The sequence below is a fragment of the Sphingobium sp. WTD-1 genome, assembly GCF_030128825.1.
GTDB lineage: Bacteria > Pseudomonadota > Alphaproteobacteria > Sphingomonadales > Sphingomonadaceae > Sphingobium.
On the sequence record NZ_CP119127.1, the window covers coordinates 2,564,106 to 2,590,885 of the forward strand.

Annotated in this window: 26 protein-coding genes and 1 other RNA gene; 18 read left to right on the forward strand and 9 right to left on the reverse strand. The window is 65.2% G+C overall.

Features of this window, described 5'->3' with window-relative positions:
* Positions 1–50: 50 nt before the first annotated feature.
* Complete coding sequence (gene rpsD / locus N6H05_RS12775; RefSeq protein WP_004211980.1) at positions 51–665, reverse strand: 30S ribosomal protein S4; 615 nt, start codon at positions 663–665, stop codon at positions 51–53.
* A gap of 244 nt (positions 666–909) precedes the next feature.
* Between rpsD and N6H05_RS12780 the strand changes: the two genes are divergently transcribed.
* Positions 910–1,206, forward strand: coding sequence for a chorismate mutase (locus N6H05_RS12780; protein WP_284109869.1), 297 nt, complete (start codon positions 910–912; stop codon positions 1,204–1,206).
* On the opposite strand, the gene N6H05_RS12785 is transcribed toward N6H05_RS12780, so the two are convergent.
* From N6H05_RS12785 to rpiB, 4 genes are all read right to left on the reverse strand, one after another.
* The gene (locus N6H05_RS12785) at positions 1,203–2,288 is read right to left on the reverse strand and encodes a TrmJ/YjtD family RNA methyltransferase (RefSeq protein ID WP_284109870.1); all 1,086 of its coding nucleotides are present in this window, start codon (positions 2,286–2,288) and stop codon (positions 1,203–1,205) included. The genes N6H05_RS12780 and N6H05_RS12785 overlap by 4 nt on opposite strands.
* Before the next feature lie 81 nt (positions 2,289–2,369).
* Positions 2,370–2,831: a transcriptional regulator NrdR gene (gene nrdR, locus N6H05_RS12790; RefSeq protein ID WP_010337343.1), complete on the reverse strand. Its 462-nt coding sequence runs from the start codon at positions 2,829–2,831 to the stop codon at positions 2,370–2,372.
* 6 nt (positions 2,832–2,837) lie between these two features.
* Positions 2,838–4,157, reverse strand: coding sequence for a serine hydroxymethyltransferase (glyA, locus tag N6H05_RS12795; RefSeq protein WP_284109871.1), 1,320 nt, complete (start codon positions 4,155–4,157; stop codon positions 2,838–2,840).
* Positions 4,158–4,168: 11 nt separating this feature from the next.
* Positions 4,169–4,606, reverse strand: coding sequence for a ribose 5-phosphate isomerase B (rpiB, locus tag N6H05_RS12800; protein ID WP_284109872.1), 438 nt, complete (start codon positions 4,604–4,606; stop codon positions 4,169–4,171).
* Positions 4,607–4,708: 102 nt separating this feature from the next.
* Between rpiB and N6H05_RS12805 the strand changes: the two genes are divergently transcribed.
* Positions 4,709–4,894: a hypothetical protein gene (locus tag N6H05_RS12805; protein ID WP_026109318.1), complete on the forward strand. Its 186-nt coding sequence runs from the start codon at positions 4,709–4,711 to the stop codon at positions 4,892–4,894.
* Positions 4,895–4,958: 64 nt separating this feature from the next.
* Here the strand turns inward: N6H05_RS12805 and N6H05_RS12810 are convergent, their stop codons facing one another.
* Positions 4,959–5,426 (reverse strand): Hsp20 family protein, encoded by a 468-nt coding sequence (locus N6H05_RS12810; RefSeq protein WP_284109873.1) that lies wholly within the window; start codon positions 5,424–5,426, stop codon positions 4,959–4,961.
* 618 nt (positions 5,427–6,044) lie between these two features.
* On the opposite strand from N6H05_RS12810, the gene N6H05_RS12815 reads away from it, so the two are divergent.
* Positions 6,045–7,295 carry a lipoprotein-releasing ABC transporter permease subunit gene (locus N6H05_RS12815; RefSeq protein WP_072893277.1) on the forward strand — a complete coding sequence of 417 codons (1,251 nt, stop codon included), beginning with the start codon at positions 6,045–6,047 and terminating at the stop codon, positions 7,293–7,295.
* Positions 7,288–7,974: an ABC transporter ATP-binding protein gene (locus tag N6H05_RS12820; RefSeq protein ID WP_004211993.1), complete on the forward strand. Its 687-nt coding sequence runs from the start codon at positions 7,288–7,290 to the stop codon at positions 7,972–7,974. Before N6H05_RS12815 ends, N6H05_RS12820 begins: the two co-directional genes overlap by 8 nt.
* Here N6H05_RS12820 and N6H05_RS12825 read toward each other — a convergent pair.
* The gene (locus tag N6H05_RS12825; protein ID WP_284109874.1) at positions 7,963–9,768 is read right to left on the reverse strand and encodes a diguanylate cyclase; all 1,806 of its coding nucleotides are present in this window, start codon (positions 9,766–9,768) and stop codon (positions 7,963–7,965) included. The two genes, N6H05_RS12820 and N6H05_RS12825, sit on opposite strands and share 12 nt — an antisense overlap.
* Before the next feature lie 64 nt (positions 9,769–9,832).
* Positions 9,833–11,005: a Yip1 family protein gene (locus N6H05_RS12830; protein WP_284109875.1), complete on the reverse strand. Its 1,173-nt coding sequence runs from the start codon at positions 11,003–11,005 to the stop codon at positions 9,833–9,835.
* Between the two features lie 159 nt (positions 11,006–11,164).
* On the opposite strand from N6H05_RS12830, the gene dnaE reads away from it, so the two are divergent.
* From dnaE to N6H05_RS12855, 5 genes are all read left to right on the forward strand, one after another.
* A complete protein-coding gene (gene dnaE / locus N6H05_RS12835) occupies positions 11,165–14,707 on the forward strand; it encodes a DNA polymerase III subunit alpha (protein WP_284109876.1) in 3,543 nt (1,180 codons plus the stop codon).
* A gap of 32 nt (positions 14,708–14,739) precedes the next feature.
* Positions 14,740–15,150: a ketosteroid isomerase-related protein gene (locus tag N6H05_RS12840; protein ID WP_284109877.1), complete on the forward strand. Its 411-nt coding sequence runs from the start codon at positions 14,740–14,742 to the stop codon at positions 15,148–15,150.
* Between the two features lie 41 nt (positions 15,151–15,191).
* Positions 15,192–16,166 carry a carbon-nitrogen hydrolase family protein gene (locus N6H05_RS12845; RefSeq protein WP_284109878.1) on the forward strand — a complete coding sequence of 325 codons (975 nt, stop codon included), beginning with the start codon at positions 15,192–15,194 and terminating at the stop codon, positions 16,164–16,166.
* A complete protein-coding gene (locus N6H05_RS12850; RefSeq protein ID WP_284109879.1) occupies positions 16,163–16,753 on the forward strand; it encodes a GNAT family N-acetyltransferase in 591 nt (196 codons plus the stop codon). The genes N6H05_RS12845 and N6H05_RS12850 overlap by 4 nt, the downstream gene beginning before the upstream one ends.
* A 155-nt stretch (positions 16,754–16,908) precedes the next feature.
* A complete protein-coding gene (locus N6H05_RS12855) occupies positions 16,909–17,061 on the forward strand; it encodes a hypothetical protein (RefSeq protein WP_284109880.1) in 153 nt (50 codons plus the stop codon).
* A gap of 200 nt (positions 17,062–17,261) precedes the next feature.
* Here the strand turns inward: N6H05_RS12855 and N6H05_RS12860 are convergent, their stop codons facing one another.
* The gene (locus N6H05_RS12860; protein WP_004207708.1) at positions 17,262–17,918 is read right to left on the reverse strand and encodes an alpha/beta hydrolase; all 657 of its coding nucleotides are present in this window, start codon (positions 17,916–17,918) and stop codon (positions 17,262–17,264) included.
* A 152-nt stretch (positions 17,919–18,070) separates the two neighbouring features.
* On the opposite strand from N6H05_RS12860, the gene N6H05_RS12865 reads away from it, so the two are divergent.
* The 9 genes from N6H05_RS12865 to N6H05_RS12905 all read left to right on the forward strand — a co-directional run bounded on the left by N6H05_RS12865 (position 18,071) and on the right by N6H05_RS12905 (position 26,698).
* The gene (locus N6H05_RS12865) at positions 18,071–19,105 is read left to right on the forward strand and encodes a cysteine desulfurase family protein (protein WP_284109881.1); all 1,035 of its coding nucleotides are present in this window, start codon (positions 18,071–18,073) and stop codon (positions 19,103–19,105) included.
* The gene (locus N6H05_RS12870) at positions 19,072–20,190 is read left to right on the forward strand and encodes a cysteine desulfurase family protein (RefSeq protein ID WP_284109882.1); all 1,119 of its coding nucleotides are present in this window, start codon (positions 19,072–19,074) and stop codon (positions 20,188–20,190) included. The genes N6H05_RS12865 and N6H05_RS12870 overlap by 34 nt, the downstream gene beginning before the upstream one ends.
* Before the next feature lie 19 nt (positions 20,191–20,209).
* The gene (locus tag N6H05_RS12875; protein WP_284109883.1) at positions 20,210–20,545 is read left to right on the forward strand and encodes a 2Fe-2S iron-sulfur cluster-binding protein; all 336 of its coding nucleotides are present in this window, start codon (positions 20,210–20,212) and stop codon (positions 20,543–20,545) included.
* A 3-nt stretch (positions 20,546–20,548) separates the two neighbouring features.
* On the forward strand, positions 20,549–21,529 hold the full coding sequence (gene blaSGM / locus N6H05_RS12880) for an SGM family class A beta-lactamase (RefSeq protein WP_284109884.1): 981 nt from the start codon (positions 20,549–20,551) through the stop codon (positions 21,527–21,529).
* A 63-nt stretch (positions 21,530–21,592) separates the two neighbouring features.
* Positions 21,593–21,690: signal recognition particle sRNA small type (gene ffs, locus N6H05_RS12885), an RNA gene on the forward strand.
* 73 nt (positions 21,691–21,763) lie between these two features.
* Positions 21,764–23,389, forward strand: a complete 1,626-nt coding sequence (locus N6H05_RS12890) for a DNA polymerase III subunit gamma/tau (RefSeq protein ID WP_284109885.1) — start codon at positions 21,764–21,766, stop codon at positions 23,387–23,389.
* The gene (locus N6H05_RS12895; protein ID WP_004207701.1) at positions 23,386–23,709 is read left to right on the forward strand and encodes a YbaB/EbfC family nucleoid-associated protein; all 324 of its coding nucleotides are present in this window, start codon (positions 23,386–23,388) and stop codon (positions 23,707–23,709) included. The genes N6H05_RS12890 and N6H05_RS12895 overlap by 4 nt, the downstream gene beginning before the upstream one ends.
* A 155-nt stretch (positions 23,710–23,864) precedes the next feature.
* The gene (gene lon, locus N6H05_RS12900) at positions 23,865–26,264 is read left to right on the forward strand and encodes an endopeptidase La (protein ID WP_284109886.1); all 2,400 of its coding nucleotides are present in this window, start codon (positions 23,865–23,867) and stop codon (positions 26,262–26,264) included.
* A gap of 161 nt (positions 26,265–26,425) precedes the next feature.
* Positions 26,426–26,698, forward strand: a complete 273-nt coding sequence (locus N6H05_RS12905; RefSeq protein WP_004207699.1) for an HU family DNA-binding protein — start codon at positions 26,426–26,428, stop codon at positions 26,696–26,698.
* The last annotated feature ends 82 nt before the right edge of the window (positions 26,699–26,780 follow it).

Consider the following 26,780-nt stretch of genomic DNA (forward strand, 5'->3'; position numbering starts at 1 on the left):
GCGGTCCCTTACGGGGCCGCCCTTCTCCATATTCTGTCCGGAAGGACCGATTAGCGCGAATAGAATTCGACGACCAGATTCGGTTCCATCTTCACCGGGTAGGGCACTTCGTCCAGCGTCGGAACGCGGACATAGGTGACCTTGGTGGCGCCGTCGGGGGCGACATAGTCGGGGATGTCACGCTCGGGCAGGCTCTGCGCTTCGAGAACCAGCGCCATTTCCTGCGCCTTCTTTCCCAGGGTGATTTCGTCGCCCGGCTTCACCAGACGCGAGGCGATGTTGCACTTCACGCCGTTCACATAGATGTGGCCGTGCGAAACGATCTGGCGCGCCGAGAAGATGGTCGGCGCGAACTTGGCGCGGTACACAACGGCGTCCAGGCGGCGCTCCAGCAGACCGATCAGGTTCTGGCCGGTGTCGCCCTTCATGCGGCTGGCTTCGAAATAGTTCTTCTTGAACTGCTTCTCGGTGATGTCGCCGTAATAGCCCTTCAGCTTCTGCTTGGCGCGCAGCTGGATGCCGTAGTCCGACATCTTGCCCTTGCGGCGCTGGCCGTGCTGACCAGGGCCATATTCGCGCTTGTTGACCGGGCTCTTCGGGCGACCCCAGATGTTCTCGCCCATGCGACGGTCGAGCTTGTACTTGGCGCTAGAGCGCTTCGACATACCTAATTCCTTACAACTGCATACTACGTTATCCGCCCTCCGGATCCGATGAACCGAGGTCCGCAGCAAGCGGAGGACGAAGGCTTCCCGGTCATCGCCTGTTTCCATATTTCAGGGACAGGGCCGCCGCTTCACCGGGATGCGGGGCCAATCGCGAAGGCGCGCCTATGGAGAAGGTCGGTTCTTATGTCAAGCGCAGACTCTGGCCTCGACAGCCGGCGGAGCGCGGCCTAATCCGGCGGCCATGAAGCCCGAAGACTATACCAGCATGACCGAGGTGCGCGCCGGTGTCGACGCCCTCGACCGCCAGCTCGTCGCCCTGCTTGAGCAGCGTTTCGCCCATATGCGCGCCGCCGCCCGCATCAAGCCGGATCGTAGCGCCGTCCGCGACGAGGCGCGCAAGCGCCAGGTGATCGACAATGCCCGCGCGGAGGCCGAGCGGCTGGGCGCGCCCGGCGACCTGATCGCGGACCTGTGGGAGCAGCTGGTCGAAGCCTCGATCGCCTATGAAATGGCCGAGTATGACCGCACGCGGGGTTAACGCTCGCGCGGCCGGTTGAGGTGTGACAGCACGCCGCGGAGCGTGCGCACCTCCAGATGGTTCCAGCCCGGCTTGGTCAGCAGGTTGCGCAGCGTCAGCTTGGTCGCGGGCGCGCGGTCGGGCGGGAAGAAATAGCCGACCTTTTCCAGCAGCGTGTTGAGCTGCAGGATCATGCCTTCCAATTCCTCCTGCGGTGCAGGCTCGCCCAGCTCGGTGACAGTCGGCTGCGCTAGATTGGCCTGCTTGGACCATTCATAGGCGCACAGGATCACCGCCTGGGCGAGGTTCAGCGAGCCGAATTCCGGATTGATCGGCACGGTCAGGATCTTGCGGGCGAGCGCGACATCCTCGGTCTCCAGCCCCGAGCGTTCCGGCCCGAACACATAGGCGCAGCGGCCCTGTGCGGCATGGATTTCCTGTGCCGCCTCCTCCGGCGTGACGACCGGCTTGGTGACGCCGCGCTTGCGCACGGTGGTGGCATAGACATGGGCGCAGTCGGCGACCGCATCGGCCAGCGTCTCATAGACCTGCGCCTTGTCCAGGATGAAGTCCGCGCCAGCCGCCGCCGGACCGGCATCGGGATTGGGCCAGCCGTCGCGCGGGGAGACAAGCCGCATCTCGGTCAGCCCGAAATTCAGCATCGCCCGCGCCGCCTTGCCGATATTCTCGCCCAATTGCGGGCGGACCAGGACGATGACGGGGGGGAGGGGGGAGATTTCGTTATTCATGGAACCAATTTTCTCGTCGGCCTCCACTTCCGTTCGCCCTGAGCGAAGTCGAAGGGCGTCACTGAGCGAAGGCGAAGTGGGTGAGACGGAAGCTGCCTTGAGCTTCTGCCAGTCTTCCGCGATCAAGGCTTCCTTCTTCTTGCGTGACCAGCCCTTGATCTGCAACTCGCTGGCCAGCGCCTCGGCGCGGGTCGGGAATTCGGCGGACCACATCAGTTCGACCGGCAGCCGTTCCGATGTGTAGCCCTTGATGATGCCCGCTTGATGGGCGGCGAAGCGGGCGTCCAGATCGTCGGTGTGGCCTGTATAATAGGAGCCGTCGGCGCATCGCAGGATATAGCAATAGAACGCCATGCGGTTTCCTCGCCCTCGCTTCGCTCGGTTGGGGCCTTCGACTTCGCTCAGGCCGAACGGAAGATTATAGCGCCTTCCGTCTCACTCACTCCCGACCTCCTTCACGGTGCTCGCGAAATCCTCGAAGTCGCGGGCGTCGGTGAAGTCCTTGTAGACGCTGGCGAAGCGGATATAGGCGACGCTGTCGAGGCGTTTCAGCCCCTCCATCACCATCTCGCCGATCGATCGCGCCGGGATCTCGCTCTCGCCGCTGGTTTCCAGCTGGCGCTGGATGCCCGAAATCAGCTTCTCGATCCGGCTCGGGTCGATCGGCCGCTTGCGGCAGGCGATGCCGATGGAGCGGGCCAGCTTGTCGCGCTCGAACGCTTCCTTGCGGCCTTCGCTCTTCACCACCCAGATGTCGCGCAACTGAATGCGCTCGAAGGTGGTGAAGCGCGCGCCGCAGGCTTCGCACTGCCGGCGACGGCGAATGGCATTGCCATCCTCCGTCGGCCGGCTGTCCTTCACCTGGCTGTCCTCATGGGCGCAGAAAGGGCAGCGCAAGCGGGCTTACCCCTGATAGATGGGGAAGCGGGCGCAGAGCGCGGCGACACGCTCGCGGACGCTGGCTTCGACGGCGGCATCGCCATGTTCGCCATTGTCGCGCAGCCCTTCCAGAACGTCGGCGATCATGTCACCGATATCCTCGAACTCGGCGACGCCGAAGCCGCGGGTGGTGCCGGCCGGCGAGCCGACGCGGATGCCGCTGGTCTTGGTCGGCGGCAGCGGGTCGCCCGGCACGCCATTCTTGTTGCAGGTGATGAAGCTGCGCTCCAGCGCCTCGTCCGCATCCTTGCCCGAAATGCCATAGGGGCGCAGGTCGATGAGGGCGAGGTGGGTGTCGGTGCCGCCCGAGACCACGGCGAGGCCGCGCTGCTCCAGCTTGCCGGCCAGTGCCTTCGCATTGGTGACGATCGCCTGGGCATAGGTCTTGAATTCGGGCTGCAGCGCTTCGCCGAAAGCGACCGCCTTGGCGGCGATAACATGCATCAACGGGCCACCCTGAAGGCCGGGGAAGATCGCCGAATTGATCTTCTTCGCGATCGCCTCGTCATCGGTCATGATCATGCCGCCACGCGGGCCGCGCAGCGTCTTGTGCGTGGTGGTGGTCACGACATGGGCATGGCCGAAGGGCGAGGGATGGGCGCCACCGGCGACCAGGCCGGCGAAATGGGCCATGTCGACCATGAACAGCGCGCCGACCTTGTCCGCGATCGCGCGGAAGCGGGCGAAGTCGATCTGACGCGGATAGGCGCTGCCGCCGGCGATGATCAGCTTGGGCTGGCATTCGATCGCCTGACGCTCGACATCGTCATAGTCGATCAGATGGGTGTCTTCGCGCACGCCATATTGCACGGCGTTGAACCACTTGCCCGACATGCTGGGCTTGGAACCGTGGGTCAGGTGACCACCGGCGTCGAGCGACAGGCCCATGATGGTTTCGCCGGGCTTGACCAGCGCCAGCATCACGCCGCCATTGGCCTGCGCGCCCGAATGGGGCTGGACGTTCGCGAACTGGCAGCCGAACAATTCCTTCGCGCGGTCGATGGCAAGTTGTTCCACCACGTCCGACGGGGCGCAGCCCTGATAATAGCGCTTGCCCGGATAGCCTTCGGCATATTTGTTGGTGAAGACGCTGCCCTGCGCTTCGAGCACGGCCTGCGACACGATATTTTCCGACGCGATCAGCTCGATCTGGGTCTGCTCACGCATCAGTTCCTGGGCAACGCCGGCGAACACGGCCGGATCGGCAGCGGCCAGGCCTGCGGTGAAATAGCCTTCCGAACGAATGTCCGACAGGTTGGGCTGGGTGAGGGTTTCGGTGCTCATCTCAAGTCCTTTCAGAGCGCGGGCTGGGACAGTTTCTCGACGCGGCCGGCATGGCGGCCACCGCCGAACTCGGTGGTGAGGAAGGCGGTGACGCAGGCCTTGGCCATGTCGATGCCGGTCAGGCGGGCACCCATGGCCAGGACGTTGGCGTCATTATGCTCGCGCGACAGCGCTGCCGACAACGGTTCGCCTACCAGGGCGCAGCGGCAGGCCGGGTTGCGATTGACGGCGATCGAGATGCCGATGCCCGAACCGCAGAGCGCGATGCCGCGTTCCGCTTCGCCCGATGCGACGGCGGTCGCGAGCTTGTAACCAAAATCGGGATAATCGACGCGGTCGGCGGTGGCCGGGCCGAGGTCGGCGACCTCATGGCCCTCGTCGCGCAACCATAGCGCAAGTTCGGCCTTCAGGTCGACGGCGGCATGATCGGAAGCGATGGCGATTTTCATGGGTGCGTTCCCCTGCGGCTTGGGGTGATTCGTTTCTGCGCGCCTCATAGGGGCATGGGCCGCCAATTGCCACAGTCCAGCTAGGCGCCTATGGACTGGCCCATGGCGGGCATGATCCTTTCGATATTGATGCTGGCGGGTATCCTGCTGACCGGCGGGGGAATTTACGCGATCGTGAAGCGGGGCGACCGCAAGCGCGGGGTGCTGATGATCGTCGCGGGGCTGGTGATGTTCGGCAATGTCGCGATCAGCGCGATACCGATGCCGCCACCGCAGCAGGCGCGCTGAGCGGCGGGCAGCAAGAAGGGCGCAACCTTGCGGTCGCGCCCTGTGCTTGTTTCGGGTGGCCGGATCAGGCGGCGTCGCGATCCTTGTTGATGTCGACCAGATGGCCGCCATTCACGACGATCTTCTTGGGCTTCATCGCTTCGGGCACTTCGCGCACCAGTTCGATCACCAGCAAGCCGTCGGCCAGGTCCGCCTTTTCGACGCGGACGAAGTCGGCCAGTTCGAAGCGGCGTTCGAAGCTGCGATTGGCGATGCCGACATGCAGGAACTTGGAACGGTCGGCGTTGGTCTCATCCTTGCGGCCGATCACCTGGAGCAGGTTCTGCTGGGCGGTGATGTCGATTTCCTCGGGACGGAAGCCGGCGACGGCCAGGGTCACGCGATAGCGGTCCTCGGCCAGGCGTTCGATGTTGAAGGGCGGGTAATTGTCGCCCTGCGCCAGACGGGCATTATTCTCGATCAGGTCGAACAGACGATCGAAGCCGACGGTCGAGCGGCGATAGGGGGTAAGGTCGAAACCACGCATGCTCATAATCTCCAACAGAGCAAAATGATCCTGCCGGACCCGGTCTTCGGCGTCCGGCCTATGCTTGCGCCCGGCCCCATGTGGCGGCCGGACGGGATTGATATGGTTGGCTCTTTGCGTTGTTCAAGAGGGGGCAGGGGCGAAGCATCGTGCCGTCTGTCCTACAGCGCCCGCGGGCGATAGACTGGCGAGAAGAGGGCGCGGAAAATGGACGGAAGCGTAACAAAATTTCCGTCTTGAATCTGAAAATGCCAAGATGTGCGGGAAATGTGCGAAGTTAAGCGGGAAGGATGCTCAAGAGTCGCCGAACAAAAAAGTGCCCGGACCGCTTTCGCGATCCGGGCACTTAATGGACGATTGCTCGTCTCCCCCTTGGCCTGCCTCTACCGACTTCTCAGCCCCCTAAGCTTGAAGTGGGAAGCAGTATCCCTGAACCACGGCCTTTTGCCTGTGCCTCGGGAGCCTTGCTATGACTGGCGCAGCCTGCTGTCACGGGCAAAATCCGGGCTCTGTGATTTTCTGTATCGGCCTGTGTCCCGCGTGCAACAATTCCGCAATCCTTGCCGTTAAGGCTCAGCCTGCTAGACCGGCCGCATCACTACCAGAAGGGCCATTCGCGCCACCATGATTCTATCCCGCTACGAACGCATGATCGCCAAGCGCTATTTGCTGCCGGGCAAGGGGGAAGGCTTCATCTTCCTCGTCGCCGGCATCAGCCTGGCCGCGGTCATGCTCGGAGTCGCCGCGCTCATCATCGTCATGAGCGTCATGAACGGGTTCCGCGCGGAGCTGTTCGACAAGATTGTCGGCCTCAACGGTCATGCCGTGGTGCAGGGCTATGGCGGGCGCCTGCCCGACTGGCGCGATGTGCTGAAGGAAGCGAAGGCGACGCCGGGCGTCACCAGCGCGACCCCGCTGATCGAGCAACCCCTACTTGGTCTTTATCAGGGGCGGGTCGAGGGCGTGCTGGTGCGTGGCATGACCGTGCCCGACATTCGCAGCAACACGACGCTCAAGGGCAAGGTGGTGGCCGGCGATCTCAATGCGCTGACCGCCAATAGCGAGAAGGTCGGCATTGGTGTCCGCTTGGCGGAAAATCTGGGCATCCAGGTCGGCGACCATATCAGCATCATGAACCCGGCTGGCCGCGCGACCCCGTTCGGCACGATGCCGCGCCAGATATCCTATCAGGTGGCGGCGATCTTCGAGGTTGGCGTCTATGATTATGACAAGGCCTTCGTGGTCATGCCGATCGAGGATGCGCAGACGCTGCTGCTGCTGGGCGATGTCGTCAGCATGATCGAGGTCGAGACCGTCAATGCCGACAAGGTCGGGTCGATCCTGGAGCCGCTGGCGGCCAAGGTCGCCGGTCGCGCCGTGGTGCAGGACTGGCGCCAGATGAACGCCAGCCTGTTCGAGGCGCTGGCGGTCGAGCGTGTGGCGATGTTCGTCGTGCTGTCGATCATCGTGCTGGTCGCGGTGTTCAATATCCTCTCCTCGCTGATCATGCTGGTGCGCGCCAAGACGCGCGACATCGCGATCCTGCGCACCATGGGCGCGAGCCGGAGCGGGCTGGTGAAGATCTTCATGACGGTGGGCGTGACCATCGGCACGCTAGGCATGGTCGCCGGCATGGCGCTGGGCTTCACCTTCCTCTTCTTCCGTCAGAGCGTGGTGAATGTGATCCAGTTCGTGACCGGGCAGAATCTGTGGGATCCCTCGATCCGCTTCCTGACCGAATTGCCGTCCAAGCCCGATCCGGTCGAGATCGTGATCATCTGTCTGATGGCGCTGGTCTTCAGCTTCCTCGCCACCCTCTATCCGGCCTTCAAGGCTGCCAATACCGATCCTGTCCAGGTGCTGCGCTATGAATGATGTCCTCAAGGTCAGCGGCCTGTCCCGCAGCTTCACCCAGGGCGGGGTCACGATCGACGTGCTGCGCGGCGTCGACCTGACGGTCGGGCCGGGCGAGATCGTTGCGCTGCTCGGCCCCTCGGGCTCTGGCAAGTCGACGCTGTTGCAGGCGGTCGGCTTGCTGGAAGGCGGGTTCGACGGATCGATCCGCATCGCTGGCGAGGAAGCGGCGAAGCTGGACAATGACGGGCGAACCCGCCTGCGCCGCGATGCGCTGGGCTTCGTCTATCAATTCCACCACCTGTTGCCCGATTTCAACGCGACCGAGAATGTCGTGCTGCCGCAGGTGATCAAGGACGCGACCATGGACGCGGCGCGGACCCGCGCGGAATCGCTGCTGACGGCGCTGGGGCTGGGCCATCGGCTCGACCATCGGCCGAGCCAGTTGTCGGGCGGCGAGCAGCAGCGCGTCGCGGTCGCCCGCGCGCTGGCCAATCGCCCGGCGCTGGTGCTGGCGGACGAGCCGACCGGCAATCTGGACGAGCGCACCGCCGACGTGGTGCTGGCCGAATTCCTGCGCCTGGTGCGCGGCGAAGGATCGGCGGCTCTGGTCGCCACCCATAATGAGCGGCTGGCGGAAAAGATGGATCGGGTGGTCCGCCTGCACGAAGGGCGGCTGGAAGAGGCGTCAGCCCGGTAACAGCCCCTCGCGCGCGGTCGCGACCTTGATCTGGTCGCGGCCCTCGCCCTTGGCGCGCAGCAGCGCGGCATCGGCGGTGGTGACCAGTCGAACGGCGGCGCCATGGTCGGGCCAGGCGGCGAGGCCAAAGGAGGCGGTGATCGGCCCCAGTTCCTGACCGCGATGCTCGACCCGCAGGTCGCGGATGCGCTGCTGAATCTGGGCGGACCGGGCGAGCGCCTGCTCCAGCGTGAAGCCGGGCATCAGGAGGACAAATTCCTCGCCGCCCAGGCGGAAGGCAAAGCCCTGTTCGCGCAGCGAGTCGCCCAGCACCGCGCCGACCGCGCGCAGCACCGCATCGCCGGCATCATGGCCATAGCTGTCGTTGAACCGCTTGAAATGGTCGATGTCGACCATCAGGCAGGCGAGCGGGGCATGGTTGCGTTCCGCCTCGTCCACCAGCGCCTCGAACATGGCGTCGAAATGGCGGCGGTTGGGCAGGCCGGTCAGCGCATCGGCCATCGCCATTTCGCGCAGCGCGTCGCGCAGGCGCAGATTGGCGAGCGCCAGGCCGATATTCTCCGCCAGCATCTCCAGATATTTTTCGGCCCGGTCGAGATGTTCGGCGTCCATCTCGCGGGTCTGTTCGAAATAGAGCAGACCGATGCTTTCCCCCTGTGCCGCCAGCGGGATGCAGATGGTCGGGACGGCGGTTTCGCCTTCCAGATGCTCGCAGGCAATATCGACCATCCCGCCGCGCGGCTTGTGGACCTGGCCGCGTCGCAGCGCCCAGCAGGCCGAGGCCGGAAAGTCGTTGCGCGACTGCTTGGGGTCGAGCCAGTCGCAGGCCTGCAGCATCATGTTGCGGCGAATGTCGTGGATATAGAGGCGGCCGGGGAAATCGGGCGTGATTTCCGGGGTGAAGCGGCGCACCACCTCGACCAGATCGGCGGTGCTGTCGCAGCCCTGCAGGCGCTGGGTCATCCGCGACAGCAGGTCGCGCATGGTGCGATCGACATCTCGCTCCTGCTCCAGTCGCTGCCGCTCCAGCCCATTTTCACGGAAAATACGGATCGCCTGCGCCATGTCGCCAATCTCGTCCACCTGCGGGAAGTCGGGCGGGATCGCGGCGAAATCCTGCGCGGCAAGGCGGGTGACGACGTCGCTCAGCCGCACGACGGGATGCAGGATGCGCTGTTTCAGCACGAAATAGAGGACGCACAGGAACAGCAGGGCGGTGACGCCCAGCATGATTTCCGACATGGTCCGCCACTGGCGCGCGCTATCGGTCGCGCCCTGCACCGCCGTGTCGGTGCGATGGTCCAGCATATATTGGAAGCGGCCGACCTGCGCTGCCACCCGGTCCAGTTCGCGGCCATATTCGTCGCCGAAGAGGATGGTGCGGGCGGTCTTGTCATCGCCCGCCTGCGCCGCCTTGATCGCGACATCCTGCTCGTCGGAGAGGGCATCGGACCACTGGATCGCCTGCCGCAGCGCGTTCAGCTCATTTTCGTTGGCGCCGGCGTCCTTGAGATGCTGGATGCGATCCTCGACGGAACGCAGCGCTTCCTTCTCGCGCCGATAGACGACCAGATGGCTGGGATCGCCCGAAATCACATAGCCGCGCGCCTGTTCGGTCAGGCGATAGACATCCTCCTCCAGGGTGGAGGTCAGTTGGTCGAAGCTGGCGCGCTGGGCGACGGCGGCGCGCTCGCGCTGTTCCGCGCCGGACGCGAACAGCATCGTCGTGCCCGACGCCAAAGTGAGCAGGACGGTGGCCCCATAGGCCCAGTTGGTGATCGTGGATAAACGCATGGTGGCGCCTAACCTAGGCCCGATAACTTGGCAATTCGTTACGCGGGCGACCTCATGACATTGCCTATTTTGCGGCGAGCGCGCTCAGTCGGTCGAGATCGAGCGCGTTCACCGCGGCCTTGAGCTCCCCGATATCGGCGACGGTGCCCTCCGCCTCGACCATGAAGCGGTCGGCCAGCGTAGTGGCATATTTGCCGTGGCGGCTGTCCTTGTCCCATTCCTCGGTGACGATGCGGCCGTCGATCGTCTGGGTGCGCTCATAGCCGCTGGCGGTCTGGCGGTTCGACTGGACATTGAGCGCCGCGCCGATCCCGGCAAAGGCGCCGGCCACGGCGATGTCGTTTACCTCCAGCTCGATCTCGTCGTCGCCGGCACGGTAGCGGGCGGAGGCATGGGCACCGGCAGACATGCCGCTGCTCTCTATCTCGGTGCGGGTGAAGCGGCCGATCTTCTCGGGCAGCAGCGCCTGCAGCACATCGGGCGCGATCGCGGCGGAACGGCCATTCTTAGTCGCTTCCTCCATCCGCTTGGCGGCCTGTTCCATCTGCTTGCTGGCGGCGTCCATCTTGTCGACGTCGATCTTGCCGATGCCCGGCACGGTGATCTCACCGCCCACCTCATCCGGCCCGGCATGGCCACCCGGCAGGCCGCTGAACGGCATGGCGAGCAGGCTGGCGAGGATGAAGAGCAGCGCGCCCGCGACCATGGTGACGATGGTGTAGGGCAGCGCCTTCTGCTCTGGCACCTTCATCAGGCGCGGCAGGCCGAGATAGAGGAGATAGAGGCTGTAAAGTCCGAGCAGGCCGAGCATGGTGAGGCCGGGTATCAGCGAGAAGATGCCGGCCAGCCAGCCAGCGGTCGCCGAATAGGCAGAAATCTTGAAAGCCTTCAGCTTGTCACGCTGGCCGCCGAAGCTGGGGGCGAGGAAGTTGATGATGATCGCCAGCACGGCCAGGCCGATCAGCGACAGGACATAATGGGCGATGGCCATGCCGATCGCGCCGATCAGCGGCGGGCGCCATGTGATGCCGAACAGGCCATGGCCAAAGACCTGTCCGCCGATCAGGGTCGCGAGCGGCGGGATCGCCGCCAGGATCATGGCATAGCCGGTATAGATGCTGCCGATGCTCGCCGGTTCGGCCTCGATCAGCGGCCATTCGTCCCTGGGGCGCAGGATGATCGCCTTGGCCCGATCGGCGATGCCGGGCGGGGTGGAAACCGGGTTGCTGTCCGACATGACCGTGCTCCCTGTTCTCTGGCCTATCCTCTGGCCCGTTCTTTGGGCGCGATAGGATCAGCAAGCGCGGCCCTTGGCAAGCGACAAGTGGTGATCTTGTCCACAGCTTTTCGCCGGGCGGGACTGGCGCGCGGGCGCGGGCGTCGTTAGATTGCCGCGATGTCTCATTCCGCCTTCGTACCGCTGCGCATCTTTTCGTCCTTCACCATGCTCGAAGGGGCGATCGACCCCAAGAAGATCGCCAAGCAGGCCAAGGTCCTGGGTTTTCCGGCGGCGGCGATCACCGATCGCAACGGCCTTTATGGTTCGATGGCCTTTTCCGATGGCTGCAAGGGCGAGGGCGTGCAGCCGATCGTCGGCGCCATGCTGGGCGTCGTGCGGCCGGGTCGGCCATCCAACGCGCCGGCGGTGCATGACTGGATCGCCCTCTATGCGCAGGATGCGGGCGGCTATGACAATATCTGCGCGCTGGTGTCGATGGCGCATCTCGACCGGCCGCTGGAGGAAGTGCCGCATGTCACGCTCGACATGCTGGAGGGGCGGACCGATGGCGTGATCGCGCTGACCGCCGGCGGGGAGGGGGCGATCGCGCGCCTGTTCGCGGAGGATCAGCCCGACGCCGCGCTTGCCTATGCCGACCGGTTGCAGGCACTGTTCCCCGACCGGCTCTATGTCGAGATTTGCCGCCGGCTCGACCCGGTAGAGGGCAAGGCGGAGCCGCAGCTGCTCGACCTGGCCTATGACCGCAATCTGCCGCTGGTCGCGACCAACCCGACCTGCTTTGCCGAGCCGGAATTTCATGCGGCCCATGACGTGATGCTGTGCATTGCCGACGGCGCCTATGTCGAGACGCCCGACCGTCGCACCAGCTCGCCCGACGCCTGGATGAAGCCGGCGGCGGAGATGAAGCGGCTGTTCGAGGATCTGCCCGAGGCGCTGGCCAACACGCTGGTCGTGGCGCAACGCTGCGCGGTGATGGCGCCCAAGCGCAAGCCGATCCTGCCCAGTCTGGCCGGCGATATCGAGGGCGAGGGCATCATGCTGCGCGATCAGTCGATCGCGGGGCTGGAGGCCCGGCTGGAAAAGGCCGGGATCATCGCGGACGAGGCGCGCCAGCCCTATTTCGAGCGGTTGAAGTTCGAAATGGACATCATCATCCAGATGGGCTTCCCCGGCTACTTCCTGATCGTGGCCGACTTCATCAAATGGGCCAAGGATCATGATATTCCGGTGGGGCCGGGCCGTGGTTCGGGTGCCGGTTCGCTGGTCGCCTGGGCGCTGACCATCACCGATCTCGATCCGTTGCAACTGGGCCTGCTGTTCGAGCGCTTCCTGAACCCGGAACGCGTCTCCATGCCCGACTTCGATATCGACTTCTGCGAAACACGGCGCGGCGAGGTGATCCGCTACGTGCAGCAGAAATATGGCAGCGACCATGTCGCCCAGATCATCACCTTCGGTAAATTGAAGGCCCGCGCCGTGCTGAAGGATACCGGCCGCGTGATGCAGATGAGCTATGGCCAGGTCGATCGCCTTGCCAAGCTGGTGCCCAACCATCCGACCGATCCCTGGACGCTGGAGCGATCGCTGAACGGCGTTGCCGAGTTCAAGGCGGAATATGACAATGACAATCAGGTCAAGCGCCTGATCGACTATGCGATGAAGCTGGAAGGCTTCCCGCGCCACAGCTCCACCCACGCGGCCGGCGTGGTGATCGGCGACCGGCCGCTGAGCCAGCTGGTGCCGCTCTATCGCGATCCGCGATCCGACATGCCGGTGACCCAGTTCGACATGAAGTTCGTCGAGGGTGCGGGCTTGGTGAAGTTCGACTTTCTCGGCCTCAAGACGCTGTCTGTGCTGCAAAAGGCGGTGCAGCTGCTCAAGGGGCGCGGGGTCACGGTCGATCTCGACACGCTCGCCTGGGACGATGCCAAAGTCTATGAACTGCTCCAGCGCGGCGACACGGTTGGCGTGTTCCAGCTGGAATCCGAAGGCATGCGCAAGACGCTGGCCGCCGTGCGTCCGACCAATTTCGGCGACATCATCGCGCTGGTGTCGCTCTATCGTCCCGGCCCGATGGACAATATCCCGATGTTCGGGCGCCGCAAGAACGGCCAGGAAGAGATTGAATATCCGCACATCCTGCTGAAGCCGATCCTCGAAGAAACCTATGGCATCTTCGTCTATCAGGAACAGGTGATGCAGGCCGCGCAGATCCTGGCCGGCTACTCGCTTGGCGACGCCGACCTTCTGCGCCGCGCCATGGGCAAGAAGATCAAGGCGGAAATGGACGCCCAGCGCCTGCGCTTCGTCGAGGGCTGCGCCAAGAGCGACATCAAGCCGGCCAAGGCCAACGAGCTGTTCGACTTGATCGACAAGTTCGCCGGCTATGGCTTCAACAAGTCGCACGCCGCCGCCTATGCGCTGCTCGCCTATCAGACCGCCTGGCTCAAGGCCCATTATCCGGCGGAATTCTATGCCGGGTCGATGGCCTTCGATATTCATCTGACCGAAAAGCTGACCGTCTTCGTCGACGATATGCGGCGCATGGGCATGACCTGCCTGCCGCCCGACCTCAACCAGAGCGAGGCGGATTTTACCGTCGAGGCGGTGCCGTTCGAGGGTGATGATCCGCGCCTGGGCTTCGCCGTGCGCTATGCGCTGGGTGGCCTGAAAGGGGTGGGCGAGAAGGCGATGGAGCAGTTGGTCGCCGAGCGCGCAGCCAGCGGCCCGTTCAAGACTTTGGACGATCTGGCCGACCGGATCGAACCGCGCCTGCTCAACCGGCGCCAGCTCGAAAGCCTGGCGGCGGCCGGTGCGTTCGACACCATCCATGCCGACCGGGCCGGGGTGCATGCGGCGGCCGAAACCCTGCTGAGCGTCGCGGCAAGCGCGGCGCAAGCGCGCGAAAGCGGGCAGGGCGGCCTGTTCGGCGATGTCGAGACGACGCATGAAGACGTCCGTATCCCGCCGCATCAGGCCTGGACCGTGTCGGACCGGATGGCGCAGGAAAAGGAGGCGTTCGGCTTCTATTTCTCGGCCCATCCGGTCGACCGTTTCCGCCATCTGGCCGATGCGCGCGGCGCGAAAAGCTATGGCGAAATCTGTTCCCAGCCAATGGGCATGCCCAATGCCGAAGGGCGGGTGATGGGCATCATGGCGGCGATGGTCGAGGATGTGCGCTGGCGCGAGACGCGGCGGGGCGCGCGCTATGCCAACGCCACCTTCTCGGACCAGAGCGGCCAGTTCCAGGCGAGCTGTTTCGACGAGGACGCCTGCAAGCAGATCGAGGAACTGGCGCGCGAGGGCGATTGCGCGCTGCTGCATGTCGAGCTGGATCGCCTGCCGGGCGAGGAAACGCCGCGTGTCACCGTGCGCCGGATGGAGCCGTTCCGCGAGATCGCCAACGTGTCGCGCATGGAACTGGTGCTGGACATCGAGATGGTCGAGGCCGTGGCCAAGCTGGCCGCGATCCTGTCCGGCAGCCGGGGCGGACGGTGCGAGGTGTTCGTGCGGGCGCCGATCGGCAATGGCAAGGCGGCCCGCGTCTTCCTGGGCGACGACTTCACGCTGGGCGCCGATCAGGTCGACGCAATCAGTGGCATTGCCGGGCTGACCGTCCATAATCTGGCGCGGATGGAGGCGAAGTCGGACGGCTATCGCACCCGCCATCGCCGATCGGCCATGCGGCTGGTCGGCTGACCCTGCCTGTTTTTCAGTCCGAGGAGAAATCCGTGTCCGAAGCGACCCTGGCCCTGGTCCATGCCTATTATGATGCCTTCAACCGACAGGATGCCGAGGGGATGCTGGCGCTGCTGGCCGACGATGTCCGGCACGAGCCGAGCCAGGGCGCTGCCCGCATCGGCAAGGCGGCCTTCGCCGATTTCCTGGCCCATATGAACATTTGCTATGCCGAGACGGTGATCGACCCGATCGTGCTGGCCAATGCCCAAGGGACGCGGGCTGCGGCCGAGTTCATGCTGGAAGGGCGCTATCTGGTGACTGACGAAGGGCTGCCGTCGGCCGCTGGCCAGACCTATCATCTGCGCGTCGGCGCCTTCTTCGACATCGTCGAGGGGCGCATCGCCCGCATTTCCAACCATTATAATCTGGCCGACTGGATCACGCAGGTCGAAAGGCGGTAAAGTTGCCGCCTGTCCTGTCGCCATCCCATCCTGAGGTATCCTTGACCCACATCCGCGTTGCTGCCGCCCAATATCCGATCGAGCAGGTGCAGAGCTTTGCCGCCTGGCAGGAAAAGCTGACCCGCTGGGTGGAGGAAGCCGCTGCGCTGGGCGCGACGCTGGCGATCTTCCCCGAATATGCGGCGATGGAGCTGGCCGGGATCGATCCCGAGCGGGCGGCCGACCTGACCGCCTCGCTCGACCTGGTGATGCAGTTTGGCGAAGCCTATGACCGCATCCATGCCGAGCTTGCAGTGCGGCTCGACATCATGATCCTGGCGGGCAGCCGGCCGGTGCGGGAAAGCGACGGCCGGATCGTCAACCGCGCCCGGCTCTTCTGCCCGGACGGCACCACCGGCCATCAGGACAAGATCATGATGACCCGGTTCGAACGCGAGCGCTGGGGCATCAGCGGCGGCGACAGCATCAACCTCATCCACACGCCGATCGGGCCGGTCGGCATCTCCATCTGCTATGACGTCGAATTTCCGATGATCGCGCGGGCGCAGGCGGAGGCCGGCGCCAAGCTGATCCTGACGCCATCGGCCACCGACACGATGCAGGGCTATTGGCGGGTGCGGATCGGCGCGCAGGCGCGGGCGATGGAAAATCAATGCTTCGTCGTCCAGTCGCCGAGCGTCGGCATGGCCCCCTGGCTGCCCTGCATGGACGAGAATTTCGGCGCGGCAGGGGCTTTTGGACCACCCGACGGCACAATGCCCGACGATGGCGTGATCGCGCTGGGGCAGGCGAACGGCCCGGCCTGGGTGGTGGCGGACATCGACCTGGCCATGGTCGACCAGTTGCGTGCGGATGGCACGGTGCTGCCCTTCCGCCACTGGCCCGAACAGCATGTGCCCTTCCACATCATCCAGAATGGCGCGGGATCGGACGTGATCGCGCAGATGGCCAGCGATGCCGCGCGCGACGATGCGCCGGCCACGCCGCAAATCGAAGATCAGGAGATTGCAGAATGACCGAGCCGGCGATCATCGTCGACCGCGTGACCAGTGATGCGCAGGGACTTGAGGTGCTGGCGACGCTGCGCATCCGCATCTTCCGCGAGTGGCCCTATCTTTATGAGGGCGATGCCGTGCATGAGGAGGAATATCTGCGCGCTTTCCTGGCGAGCGACAATGCGACGCTGGTGCGGGCGCGGATCGGCGAGGAGCCGGTCGGCATCGCCACCGCATCGCCGCTGGCTGGCCAGCCCGACAGTCTGGTCGCGCCGCTGGCGGCGGCCGGCGTCGATGTCGCGCGCAGCTTCTATTTCGGCGAATCCGTGCTGCTGCCGGCCTATCATGGCCGTGGCATCGGCCATCTCTTCTTCGACGCGCGCGAAGCGGCGGCACTGGACGCCGGCGCCGATTTTGCGATCTTCTGCGGCGTGGTGCGCCAAGAGGACGATCCGCGCCGCCCGGCCGATGCCCGCGACCTTGCCCCCTTCTGGCGCAAGCGCGGCTATGCGCCGATCGAGGGCGCGCTGTGCGACATGAGCTGGAAGGAAATTGGCGGCAGCGAAAAGATCAGCCACCCGATGCAATTCTGGATGCGGGCGCTGTAAGCCGCAAGGCATCATGCCATATCTGGCTCCGTCATCCTTCGCCGGGATGGGGCGTTGCGGGCTAGGCAGAGCGGCGCCGCTTGCCGGTCAGCAAAAAGGGCCGCCCCGGCGGGACGGCCCTTTCTCATGCTATGGGTCGCATGAAAGGATCAGCGTTGCTCGCGGCCCTGATCGTCGCGGCGCTCCTGCTGGCCGCCGCCCTGCTGGCGACGCTGTTCGTCCTGCTGGTTCTGCTGGTCTGGCTTGCCGGGCTGGCCACCCTGCTGACCGGGATTCTGGTTCTGATTAGCCATGTCATTCTCTCCTAGCGGGCACTGTAACCCGCCTGCGCTCAACCTGAGGCGGCGCTGCGATGTTCCGAAAAATCATGCTGATCGAAATCAAGTCGCCCACAAGTGACGGATAAGGTTCGGCATATTTCCTGATCTGGCCGGCAGGCATATCGTGCGGGCAAAGAAAAAGGGGCCGCCCTGCGGCAGCCCCTCCATGATCCCGATCGGGCCGGTCCTCAGCGGATCGGCGAATCCGGCGACAGGCGCATGTCGAGATAATTGTCGACCGACTTCATCAGCTGGTCCAGCTCATGCTCGAAGAAGTGGTTGGCTCCCTTGATCTCGTCATGATGGATGGTGATGCCCTTTTGGGTGCGCAGCTTGTCGACCAGCTTCTGCACCGCGCTGGCGGTCACCACTTCGTCCGCAGTGCCCTGGACGATGATGCCCGACGAGGGGCAGGGCGCCAGGAACGAGAAATCATACATATTGGCCGGCGGCGCGACCGAGATGAAGCCGCGGATTTCCGGGCGGCGCATCAGCAGCTGCATACCGATCCAGGCACCGAAGGAGAAGCCGGCGATCCAGGTGGTCTGCGCTTCGGGGTGGAAGCTCTGCACCCAGTCGAGCGCCGCTGCCGCATCGCTGAGTTCACCAATGCCATTGTCGAACGTGCCCTGGCTGCGGCCGACGCCGCGGAAGTTGAAGCGCAGCACGGCAAAGCCGCGCTTCACGAAGGTCTTGTAGAGTGCCTGGGTGATGCGGTCGTTCATCGTACCGCCGCCCTGCGGATGCGGGTGCAGGATCATGGCAACCGGCGCGCGCGGGCGGGGCGGGGGGCTGAAGCGGCCTTCGAGGCGACCTTCGGGTCCGGGGAAAATGACGTCGGGCATGGCACCTGTTATGGTCTGGGCTGCCATGGGGCAGCGGGGAAAGGGTCCGTGCGCGCGCCGGGGCTTGGCCATATGGCCTTCACGCTGGCGCCGCGCGGCAATCCGCCTATATAGATGCCGCCGCCATTTCCGCAATCAATGAGTAGTTCCGCTTGGCCGCCGACCGCCTTTATCTCGATCATGCCGCGACCACCCCGATGCTGCCGCAGGCGCAAGCCGCAATGGTCGCCGCGATGGCCGGCTGGGCCAATCCCTCCAGCCCGCACAGCGACGGGCGCGCGGCGCGGGCCATGCTGGAGGAAGCGCGGCGGCGCATCGCGGCGACGCTCGGATGGGATGGCCATGTCCTCTTCACTTCCGGCGCGAGCGAGGCGATCGCCATCGCGCTGACCCGCGCCAAGGCGGCGCGAATCGTCACCTCGCCGGTCGAGCATGATGCGGTGCTGCGCGTAACCAGGGCGGCGGAACGGCTGGCGGTGGACGGCGATGGCCGGGTGCTGCTGCCGGAACTGGCGCCGGGCAGTCTGGTCGCGATCCAGCATGTAAACAATGAGACGGGCGTGATCCAGCCGCTGGCGGACTTCCGGCGCGACGGGCTGCTGCTGTTTGCCGATTGTGCCCAGAGCGCGGGCAAGCTGGCGCTGCCCGACGCCGACATGATCGCGATCAGCGCGCACAAGTTTGGCGGACCGCCGGGGATCGGCGCGCTGCTGATTCGCGACCTGGCGCTGGTCGAACCGAGCGGCGGGCAGGAACAGGGCTATCGCGCCGGCACCGAAAATCTGCCGGCGATCATGGCGATGGCGGCGGCGCTGGAAGGGCGGGGCGACTGGATGCCGGTGGCGGCCGCGCTGCGGGCGCGACTGGACGCCGGGATCGAGGCGGCGGGCGGCCAGATCGTCGCGCGCGATGCGCCGCGCTTGGCGGCGATCGCCAGTTATCGCATGCCCGGCCTGTCGGCGCGGGCGCAGCTGATCCAATTCGACCTGGCTGGTATTTCCGTGTCGGCGGGCAGCGCCTGTTCGTCCGGATCGCTCAAGACCAGCCATGTGCTGGGCGCGATGGGCTGGGACGCGGCGGCGGCGGGCGAAGTGGTGCGGGTGAGTTTCGGCCCGCAGACCAGCGCGGGCGATGTCGATCGCTTCCTTGCCACATGGACCGCCATGGCGGAGCGGGCGGGCCGGTGATCTATCTCGACTATCAGGCGACGACGCCGCTGGCGCCCGAAGCCTTTGAGGCGATGGTGCCGCTGCTGCGCGACCAGTTCGCCAATCCGCACAGCGCGCATCGCGCCGGCCGCATGGTCGCGGCGCAGGTGGAACTGGCGCGCGATGCCATCGGTCAGTTGCTGCCCGGTGGCGGCAGGCTGCTCTTTACCTCCGGCGCGACCGAGGCGCTCAACATCGCGATCCAGGGCGCGCCGGCCGGCGGCATCGTCACCATCGCGACCGAACATGCCGCCGTGCTGGATACGGTGGCGGCGATGCGGCGGACGGGCCGGGCGGTGACGGTCCTGCCGGTGGATTGCGACGGGCTGGTCGATCTGGAGGCGGCGGTGCGGGCGATCGTGCCGGGGGTGGCGCTGGTCGTCGCGATGCTGGTCAATAACGAGATTGGCGTGATCCAGCCGGTCGGCGCGCTGGCGGAACTGGCCCATGGCGCGGGCGCGCTGTTCCTGTGCGACGCGGTGCAGGGCTATGGCCGGGTGCCGATCCCTGATCCGTGCGACATGGTGGCGATCAGCGCGCACAAGATCCACGGGCCCAAGGGGATCGGTGCGTTGTGGCTGCGCGATGGCGTGAAGATCGACCCGCTGATCCATGGCGGCGGGCAGGAAGGCGGGCTGCGGTCGGGCACTTTGTCGCCCGCTTTGTGCGCCGGATTTGGCGTGGCGGTGCGCCTGATGCGGGAGCAGGCGGAGGCCGACCGCGCACATGTGGCGGCGCTGTCTGCCCAGACGCGCGCGCTGTTCGCCGACTGGACGTTGAACGGCAGCGCGGATGCGCGTTATCCCGGCAATCTCAACATTCGTCGCGCCGGGATCGACGGCGCGCGATTGTTGTCCGATTGCCGCAATATCTCTTTTTCGCTCGGCAGCGCTTGCGCGAGCGGGTCCGGGCGGCCTAGCCATGTGCTGCGCGCTTTGGGTCTTTCAGACAGTCAGGCGCGCGGATCGGTGCGGATCGGCTTTGGCCGATACACGACACCGGCCGAACTGGAGGAGGCTGCGAAGGTGATTAACGGGGCGGCGACCGCACAAGCGGCGCCGTGAGCAGGGAGCGTCGCATAGCATGACCATGGTCACCTTCATCAGCGCCGACGGCGAAAATCGACAGCAAGTCGATGCGCCTGCCGGGTCCGTCCTGCTGGAGGTTGCACAGGCGGCGGGCCAGCCGCTGGAAGGAACATGCGAAGGGCAGATGGCCTGTTCGACCTGTCATGTCATCGTCGATGTCGCCGATTTCGACCGTCTGCCGCGCGCGAGCGAGGATGAGGAGGATATGCTGGACCTGGCCGCTGCGGCGACCCGCACCAGTCGCCTGGCCTGCCAGATCATCCTGTCCGAACAACTGGACGCGCTGACCGTCCGTATCCCCGGTGAATTCTATAATATGCAAGGTATGTGAGCCATGGTGCTGCGCAAATCCCTCTCGTTGGCAGCGCTGACCGCCTGTCTGGTCGTGACCATGCCGCTGTCGGCCGCGCCCAAGAAGAAGGCGCCGGCCAAGAAGGTTGAAGAGGCGCCGACCTTGCCGACGCTGCTGCCGCCCGCGCCACGCTATCTGGTGCCGCAATCGGCACTGACCTCCGTCCGCAATCCCAAGGAGATCGAGGAGGAAACCGGCGGGCGTATGGGGATCGCGCTGGTCGATCGCGATGGGGCGCTGATCCTGGGTTTCAACCGCGACGATCGCTTTGCCATGTGCTCGACCTTCAAGGCGCCACTGGCCGCCGCCGTGTTGATCGGCGCGCAGGGCGGCAAGTTCGGGCTGGAGGGGGAGATACCTTTCACCAAGGACGATATTCTCGATTACGCGCCCGTCGTGAAGAAGAACAGGAAGCGCGGCCGCATGTCGATGGCCGAACTGGCCGAGGCGGCGGTCGAGGTGAGCGACAACAGCGCCGCCAACCTGTTGCTGCCGATGCTGGGCGGGCCAGAGGGGCTGACCTCCTTCATCCGCGCCCATGGCGACAAGATCACGCGGCTCGACCGTATCGAGCCCGAGCTGAACGAGAATGTCGCCGGCGATCCGCGCGACACGACCAGTCCGGCGGCAATGGCCGGCCTGATGGGGCGGCTGCTGTTCCGCGATATGCAGGCGGCCGATGCCGACAGGCTGCGCGGCTGGCTGAATGCCAGCACCACCGGCGATAAAAGAATCAAGGCGGGCCTGCCCGAAGGCTGGACCTCAGGCAGCAAGACAGGCAGCTGTGGCACCGCCTATAATGATGTCGCGCTGGTGAAGTCGCCGGCGGGCGAGGAATATATACTCGCCATCTATCTCGACCGGCCGACGGTGGACGACAAGAAGGCCGAGGCGGCGATCGCCGAAGCGGCTCATTCGGCGCTGGAATTCGTCAGCAAGGCGCAGAGGAGCGGGCTGAACTAGGCTTATGGCATGGCAAGGGCATGGAAGCCCTTGCCTTCCCGTCATGAGTTCGCCATATGCCCGGCCGGGAGTCGGGCGGACGTAGTCGTCGCCAACCTGGTCAGGTCCTGACGGAAGCAGCCACAACGATTTTTCTGCGGGTCGTTCCGGCTCCCACCTTTCCGCACAGCATCATCTCTTCGTAAGGTCCGAACGGGCTTCGACAAGCCGCATCTGAACGGTTAGGAAACAGGCATGTCCGATTCCCCTCAGCCCTATCGCGTGCTTGCGCGCAAATATCGTCCGCGCAACTTTCGCGAACTGATCGGGCAGGACGCCATGGTCCAGACGCTGGGCAATGCGATCCGGCGCGGGCGCCTCGCCCATGCCTTTCTGATGACCGGCGTGCGCGGGGTCGGCAAGACGTCGACCGCGCGGCTGATCGCCAAGGCGCTGAACTGCATCGGCCCGGATGGGCAGGGCGGGCCGACGATCGACCCCTGCGGCGTGTGCGAACCCTGCATGGCGATCGCCGAGGGGCGGCATATCGACGTGGTCGAGATGGACGCCGCCAGCCATACCGGCGTCGACGACGTGCGCGAGATCATCGAGGCGGTGCGCTATGCCGCCGTGTCGGCGCGCTACAAGATCTACATCATCGACGAAGTCCATATGCTTTCGAAGAACGCGTTCAACGCGCTTCTGAAGACTTTGGAGGAGCCGCCGGCCCATGTGAAATTCCTGTTCGCCACGACCGAGGTGAACAAGGTGCCGGTGACGGTGCTGTCGCGGTGCCAGCGGTTCGACCTGCGCCGCATCCCGGCCGAGATGCTGGCCGGCCATTTCGCCCATGTGGTCGAGGCCGAACAGGTCGCGGCCGAGCCGGATGCGCTATCGCTGATCGCGCAGGCGGCCGAAGGCTCCGCGCGTGACGGCCTGTCGATCCTGGACCAGGCGATCGCCCATGCCGAAATGGGCGAGGGCGAGCCGATGGTCACGGCCGCGCAGGTGCGCGAGATGCTGGGCCTGTCGGATCGCGGCTCGACGCGCCGGCTGCTCGGCCTGCTGCTGGAGGGCGATACCGCCGCGCTGCTGGGCGGGGTGCGCGATCAATATGCGCTGGGGGTCGAGCCGCTGTCGCTGATGCGCGGCCTGCTGGAGCTGGTGCATGCCGTCACGCTGGTGAAGGCCGGGCGCGACATTGCAACGCCGGGCCAGTCCGACGAGGAACGCGGCGCGCTGGCCGACTGGGCGTCGCAGATCGGCTTTGGCCCGCTGCATCGGCTGTGGCAGCTGATGCTCAAGGGTCATGACGAGGTGGCGACCGCCGCCTTGCCGATCGAGGCGTGCGAGATGGCGCTGCTGCGCGTGATGCATGCCGCGACCATGCCGGACCCCAGCGACCTTGCCCGGATGTTGCAAGGCGGGGTGCCGATGGCCGTGTCGGCGATGTCGGGCCAGGCGCCGGCCGCCGCCGCGCCCGCGCCGGAACCCGCGTCCAGCCTGCCCGCCACCTTCGAGGATCTGATCGAGGCCTTCTGGCAGAAGAGCAAGGGGCATCTGGCGCAGGAAATGCATGATTGCGTGGGGATCATCCGCTATGATCCGCCGATGCTGGAGTATCGCGGTACGGCCAGCCTGTCGCCCGACTTCGCCACCCGGATCATTCCGGCGCTGCGCGAGGTGACAGGCGTCGCCTGGACGGTGACGCAGGGCGAGGGGGAGGCCAAGCCGACCCTGCTGGCCAATGAACAGCGCCAGCTGGCCGACAGCCGCGCCGCAATTTTGGAAACCCCGGTGGTCAAGGCGGCAATGGACGCCTTCCCCGATGCCGAGCTGGTCCATTCGGACGAGCCGGAACAATGGAGTGCCGAAGCATGAAGGATCTGAACGAAATATTGGGGATGGCCAGCCGCGTGCAGGAAGAGCTGCAGCGCGCGCAGGACAATCTGGACAAGCTGGAAGTCGAGGGCGCGGCCGGTGGCGGCCTGGTCAAGGTGAAGGCGTCGGCCAAGGGCCGTATCCTGGGCGTGTCGATCGACGACAGCCTGCTGGCACCGTCGGAAAAGCAGATGCTGGAAGATCTTATCACCGCCGCGTTCAACGATGCGCGCAAGAAGGCGGATGAGGTCAGCAACACCGAAATGGGCAAGATGACCGCCGGTCTGCCGCTGCCGCCGGGCTTCAAGCTGCCGTTCTGAGCCGGCGTCCACCGCCGTTCCGGGGCTGCCGCTGGCGGATAAGCCCTTGTTCATCGTTGCAGCAATATGGTGATCGCTGATTGATTGACGCGACGGGCATCCCCATAAAGGCGATGAACCGCATGACGGGCCGCAAGTCCGGCCCTGGAGAGTGAATGACTACGCAATATCCCCTTCTGCCGCTGCGCGACATCGTCGTCTTCCCGCAGATGATCGTCCCGCTCTTTGTCGGTCGCGACAAGAGCGTCGCCGCGCTGGAAGCGGCGATGGAGGGCAATAAGGAAATCTTCCTGGTGTCCCAGCTCGACCCGGCCGAGGATGATCCGGGCAAGGACGCGCTGTATGACACCGGCGTGGTGTCGGTGGTGCTGCAACTGCTCAAGCTGCCCGACGGCACGGTGCGCGTGCTGGTCGAGGGCAAGCATCGTGCCCAGCTGGCCGATCTGGCGCCGGCCGAGGCGGGCTATCTGGTCGCCGAGGTCGCGCCGGTCGAGGAGATCGTCGCCGAAGGTCCGGAGGCCGCTGCGCTGATGCGCTCGGTCGCCGAGCAGTTCGAGAATTACGCCAAGCTCAACAAGAAGCTGCCGGCCGAAACGCCAGTGCAGCTGCGCGAGATAGAGGACGCCGGTCGTCTGGCCGATTCCGTCGCCGCCAACATCAACGTCAAGGTGGCCGACAAGCAGTCGCTGCTGGTCGAGCCCGATCCGGTCAAGCGGCTGGAGATGGTCTTCGCCTTCATGGAAGGCGAACTGGGCGTGCTGCAGGTCGAGAAGAAGATCCGTGGCCGCGTGAAGCGCCAGATGGAAAAGACCCAGCGCGAATATTATCTGAACGAGCAGCTCAAGGCGATCCAGCGCGAGCTGGGCAATGGCGAGGGCGAGGAAGGCGACGAACTCGCCGAACTGGCCGACAAGATCGCCAAGGCGAAGCTGAGCAAGGAAGCACGCGCCAAGGCGACGGCCGAGCTCAAGAAGCTCAAGGGCATGCAACCCATGTCGGCCGAAGCGACGGTGGTGCGCAACTATCTCGACGTGCTGCTGGGCCTGCCGTGGGGCAAGAAGGGCAAGGTCAAGACCGATCTCAAGAAAGCGCAGGCGATCCTGGATGAGGATCATTTCGCGCTGGAGAAGGTCAAGGACCGGATCATCGAATATCTGGCCGTGCAGGCGCGCACCAACAAGCTGAAGGGGCCCATCCTGTGCCTGGTCGGCCCGCCGGGTGTCGGCAAGACCTCGCTGGGCCGCTCGATCGCCAAGGCGACGGGGCGCGAGTTCGTGCGCCAGTCGCTGGGCGGCGTGCGCGACGAAGCCGAAATCCGCGGCCATCGCCGCACCTATATCGGCTCGCTGCCGGGCAAGGTCGTGTCGAACCTGAAGAAGGCGGGCACCATGAACCCGCTGTTCCTGCTCGACGAGATCGACAAGCTGGGTCAGGATTTCCGGGGCGATCCGGCGTCGGCGCTGCTCGAAGTGCTAGACCCCGAACAGAACAGCAAGTTCCAGGACCATTATCTGGAGATCGACGTCGACCTGTCCGACGTGATGTTCGTGACGACGGCCAACTCGCTGAACCTGCCGCAGCCGCTGCTCGATCGCATGGAGATCATCCGGCTCGAAGGCTATACCGAGGACGAGAAGGTCGAGATTGCCCAGCGCCATCTGGTGCCCAAGCAGATCGACGCCCATGGCCTGAAAAATGGCGAGTTCGAGGTGACCGAGGCCGCGGTGCGCGACCTGATCCGTTACTATACCCGTGAAGCCGGCGTCCGCACGCTGGAGCGGGAAGTGGCGCGTCTGGCCCGCAAGGCGCTGCGCAAGATCCTGGAAGGCGCGTTCGACAAGGTCGAGATCACGCCCGAAAACCTGGCCGACTATGCCGGTGTGCGGAAGTTCCGCCACGGCGTTGGCGAGGAAGAGAATCAGATCGGCGCGGTCACGGGGCTGGCCTGGACCGAGGTCGGCGGCGAACTGCTGACGATCGAGGCGGTGACCGTGCCCGGCAAGGGCCTCATCAAGACGACCGGCAAGCTGGGCGAAGTGATGAACGAATCGGTGCAGGCCGCCTTCTCCTATGTGAAGGCGCGGTCGCCCGGCTATGGCATCAAGCCGAGCCTGTTCAACCGCAAGGACATCCATATCCACCTGCCCGAGGGCGCGGTGCCCAAGGATGGTCCGTCGGCCGGTATCGGCATGGTCACGACCATCGTATCGACCCTGACCGGCATTCCCGTCCACAAGGATGTGGCGATGACCGGCGAAGTCACGCTGCGTGGTCGCGTGCTACCGATCGGCGGGCTCAAGGAGAAGCTTCTGGCGGCGCTGCGTGGCGGCATCAAGACGGTGCTGATCCCGCAGGAAAACGAGAAAGACCTAGCGGAAATTCCGGCCAATATCCGCGAGGGGCTGGAGATCGTTCCGGTCAGTCATGTCGACGAGGTGCTGGCGCGCGCGCTGGTGTCCAAGCCCGAGGCGATCACCTGGACCGAAGAGGATGATCTGGCCGCGCAGCCTACGCATGGGCAGGGGCGTGACGGTGACGCGGCCATCCGTCACTAAGGCCCTGTTTTCGGCGCGTTTGAGCCTGTGAAGGCAAAAACGCGCCGGAGCCACCGCATTTATCGCTTTCCCTTTGACACCGCTTGAAAGCTGGGCCTTATTGCCCCGCCTACGCCGCGATTCCTTGACGATCAAACAGCTAAAAAGGGGGTTCCTAAGGCATGAACAAGCAGGATCTTATCAGCGCCGTCGCTGAAAGCAGCGGTCTCAGCAAGAGCGACGCCAGCAAGGCGGTCGAGGGCGTGTTCGACGCCATCACCGGCGCGCTGAAGAAGGGCGACGAAGTGCGCCTGGTTGGTTTTGGCACTTTCTCCGTGTCGCAGCGCAAGGCTTCGACCGGCCGCAACCCGCGCACCGGCGAGACGATGACGATCAAGGCGTCGTCGCAGCCTAAGTTCAAGGCCGGCAAGGGCCTGAAGGATTCGGTCAACTAAGGATGCAGGCGCGCCCGCTCGGGCGCGTTATCATTCGATTATTTTGCCGGCGTCGCGGTCGGGATAGAATGAGGGAGAGTGG

Excerpts from the sequence above, each read along its gene's own strand:
- N6H05_RS12830 (WP_284109875.1), bottom strand. The coding sequence starts at position 11,005 with ATGTCGGACAGCAACCCGGTTTCCACCCCGCCCGGCATCGCCGATCGG.
- N6H05_RS12785 (WP_284109870.1), bottom strand. The coding sequence starts at position 2,288 with ATGGCGTTCTATTGCTATATCCTGCGATGCGCCGACGGCTCCTATTAT.
- N6H05_RS12860 (WP_004207708.1), bottom strand. The coding sequence starts at position 17,918 with ATGCCCGACGTCATTTTCCCCGGACCCGAAGGTCGCCTCGAAGGCCGC.
- N6H05_RS12815 (WP_072893277.1), top strand. The coding sequence starts at position 6,045 with ATGATTCTATCCCGCTACGAACGCATGATCGCCAAGCGCTATTTGCTG.
- N6H05_RS12825 (WP_284109874.1), bottom strand. The coding sequence starts at position 9,768 with ATGCGTTTATCCACGATCACCAACTGGGCCTATGGGGCCACCGTCCTG.
- N6H05_RS12810 (WP_284109873.1), bottom strand. The coding sequence starts at position 5,426 with ATGAGCATGCGTGGTTTCGACCTTACCCCCTATCGCCGCTCGACCGTC.
- N6H05_RS12780 (WP_284109869.1), top strand. The coding sequence starts at position 910 with ATGAAGCCCGAAGACTATACCAGCATGACCGAGGTGCGCGCCGGTGTC.
- N6H05_RS12890 (WP_284109885.1), top strand. The coding sequence starts at position 21,764 with ATGTCCGATTCCCCTCAGCCCTATCGCGTGCTTGCGCGCAAATATCGT.
- N6H05_RS12875 (WP_284109883.1), top strand. The coding sequence starts at position 20,210 with ATGACCATGGTCACCTTCATCAGCGCCGACGGCGAAAATCGACAGCAA.
- dnaE (WP_284109876.1), top strand. The coding sequence starts at position 11,165 with ATGTCTCATTCCGCCTTCGTACCGCTGCGCATCTTTTCGTCCTTCACC.
- N6H05_RS12905 (WP_004207699.1), top strand. The coding sequence starts at position 26,426 with ATGAACAAGCAGGATCTTATCAGCGCCGTCGCTGAAAGCAGCGGTCTC.
- N6H05_RS12850 (WP_284109879.1), top strand. The coding sequence starts at position 16,163 with ATGACCGAGCCGGCGATCATCGTCGACCGCGTGACCAGTGATGCGCAG.
- lon (WP_284109886.1), top strand. The coding sequence starts at position 23,865 with ATGACTACGCAATATCCCCTTCTGCCGCTGCGCGACATCGTCGTCTTC.
- N6H05_RS12820 (WP_004211993.1), top strand. The coding sequence starts at position 7,288 with ATGAATGATGTCCTCAAGGTCAGCGGCCTGTCCCGCAGCTTCACCCAG.
- blaSGM (WP_284109884.1), top strand. The coding sequence starts at position 20,549 with ATGGTGCTGCGCAAATCCCTCTCGTTGGCAGCGCTGACCGCCTGTCTG.
- N6H05_RS12870 (WP_284109882.1), top strand. The coding sequence starts at position 19,072 with ATGGACCGCCATGGCGGAGCGGGCGGGCCGGTGATCTATCTCGACTAT.
- N6H05_RS12805 (WP_026109318.1), top strand. The coding sequence starts at position 4,709 with ATGGCGGGCATGATCCTTTCGATATTGATGCTGGCGGGTATCCTGCTG.
- rpsD (WP_004211980.1), bottom strand. The coding sequence starts at position 665 with ATGTCGAAGCGCTCTAGCGCCAAGTACAAGCTCGACCGTCGCATGGGC.
- rpiB (WP_284109872.1), bottom strand. The coding sequence starts at position 4,606 with ATGAAAATCGCCATCGCTTCCGATCATGCCGCCGTCGACCTGAAGGCC.
- glyA (WP_284109871.1), bottom strand. The coding sequence starts at position 4,157 with ATGAGCACCGAAACCCTCACCCAGCCCAACCTGTCGGACATTCGTTCG.
- N6H05_RS12895 (WP_004207701.1), top strand. The coding sequence starts at position 23,386 with ATGAAGGATCTGAACGAAATATTGGGGATGGCCAGCCGCGTGCAGGAA.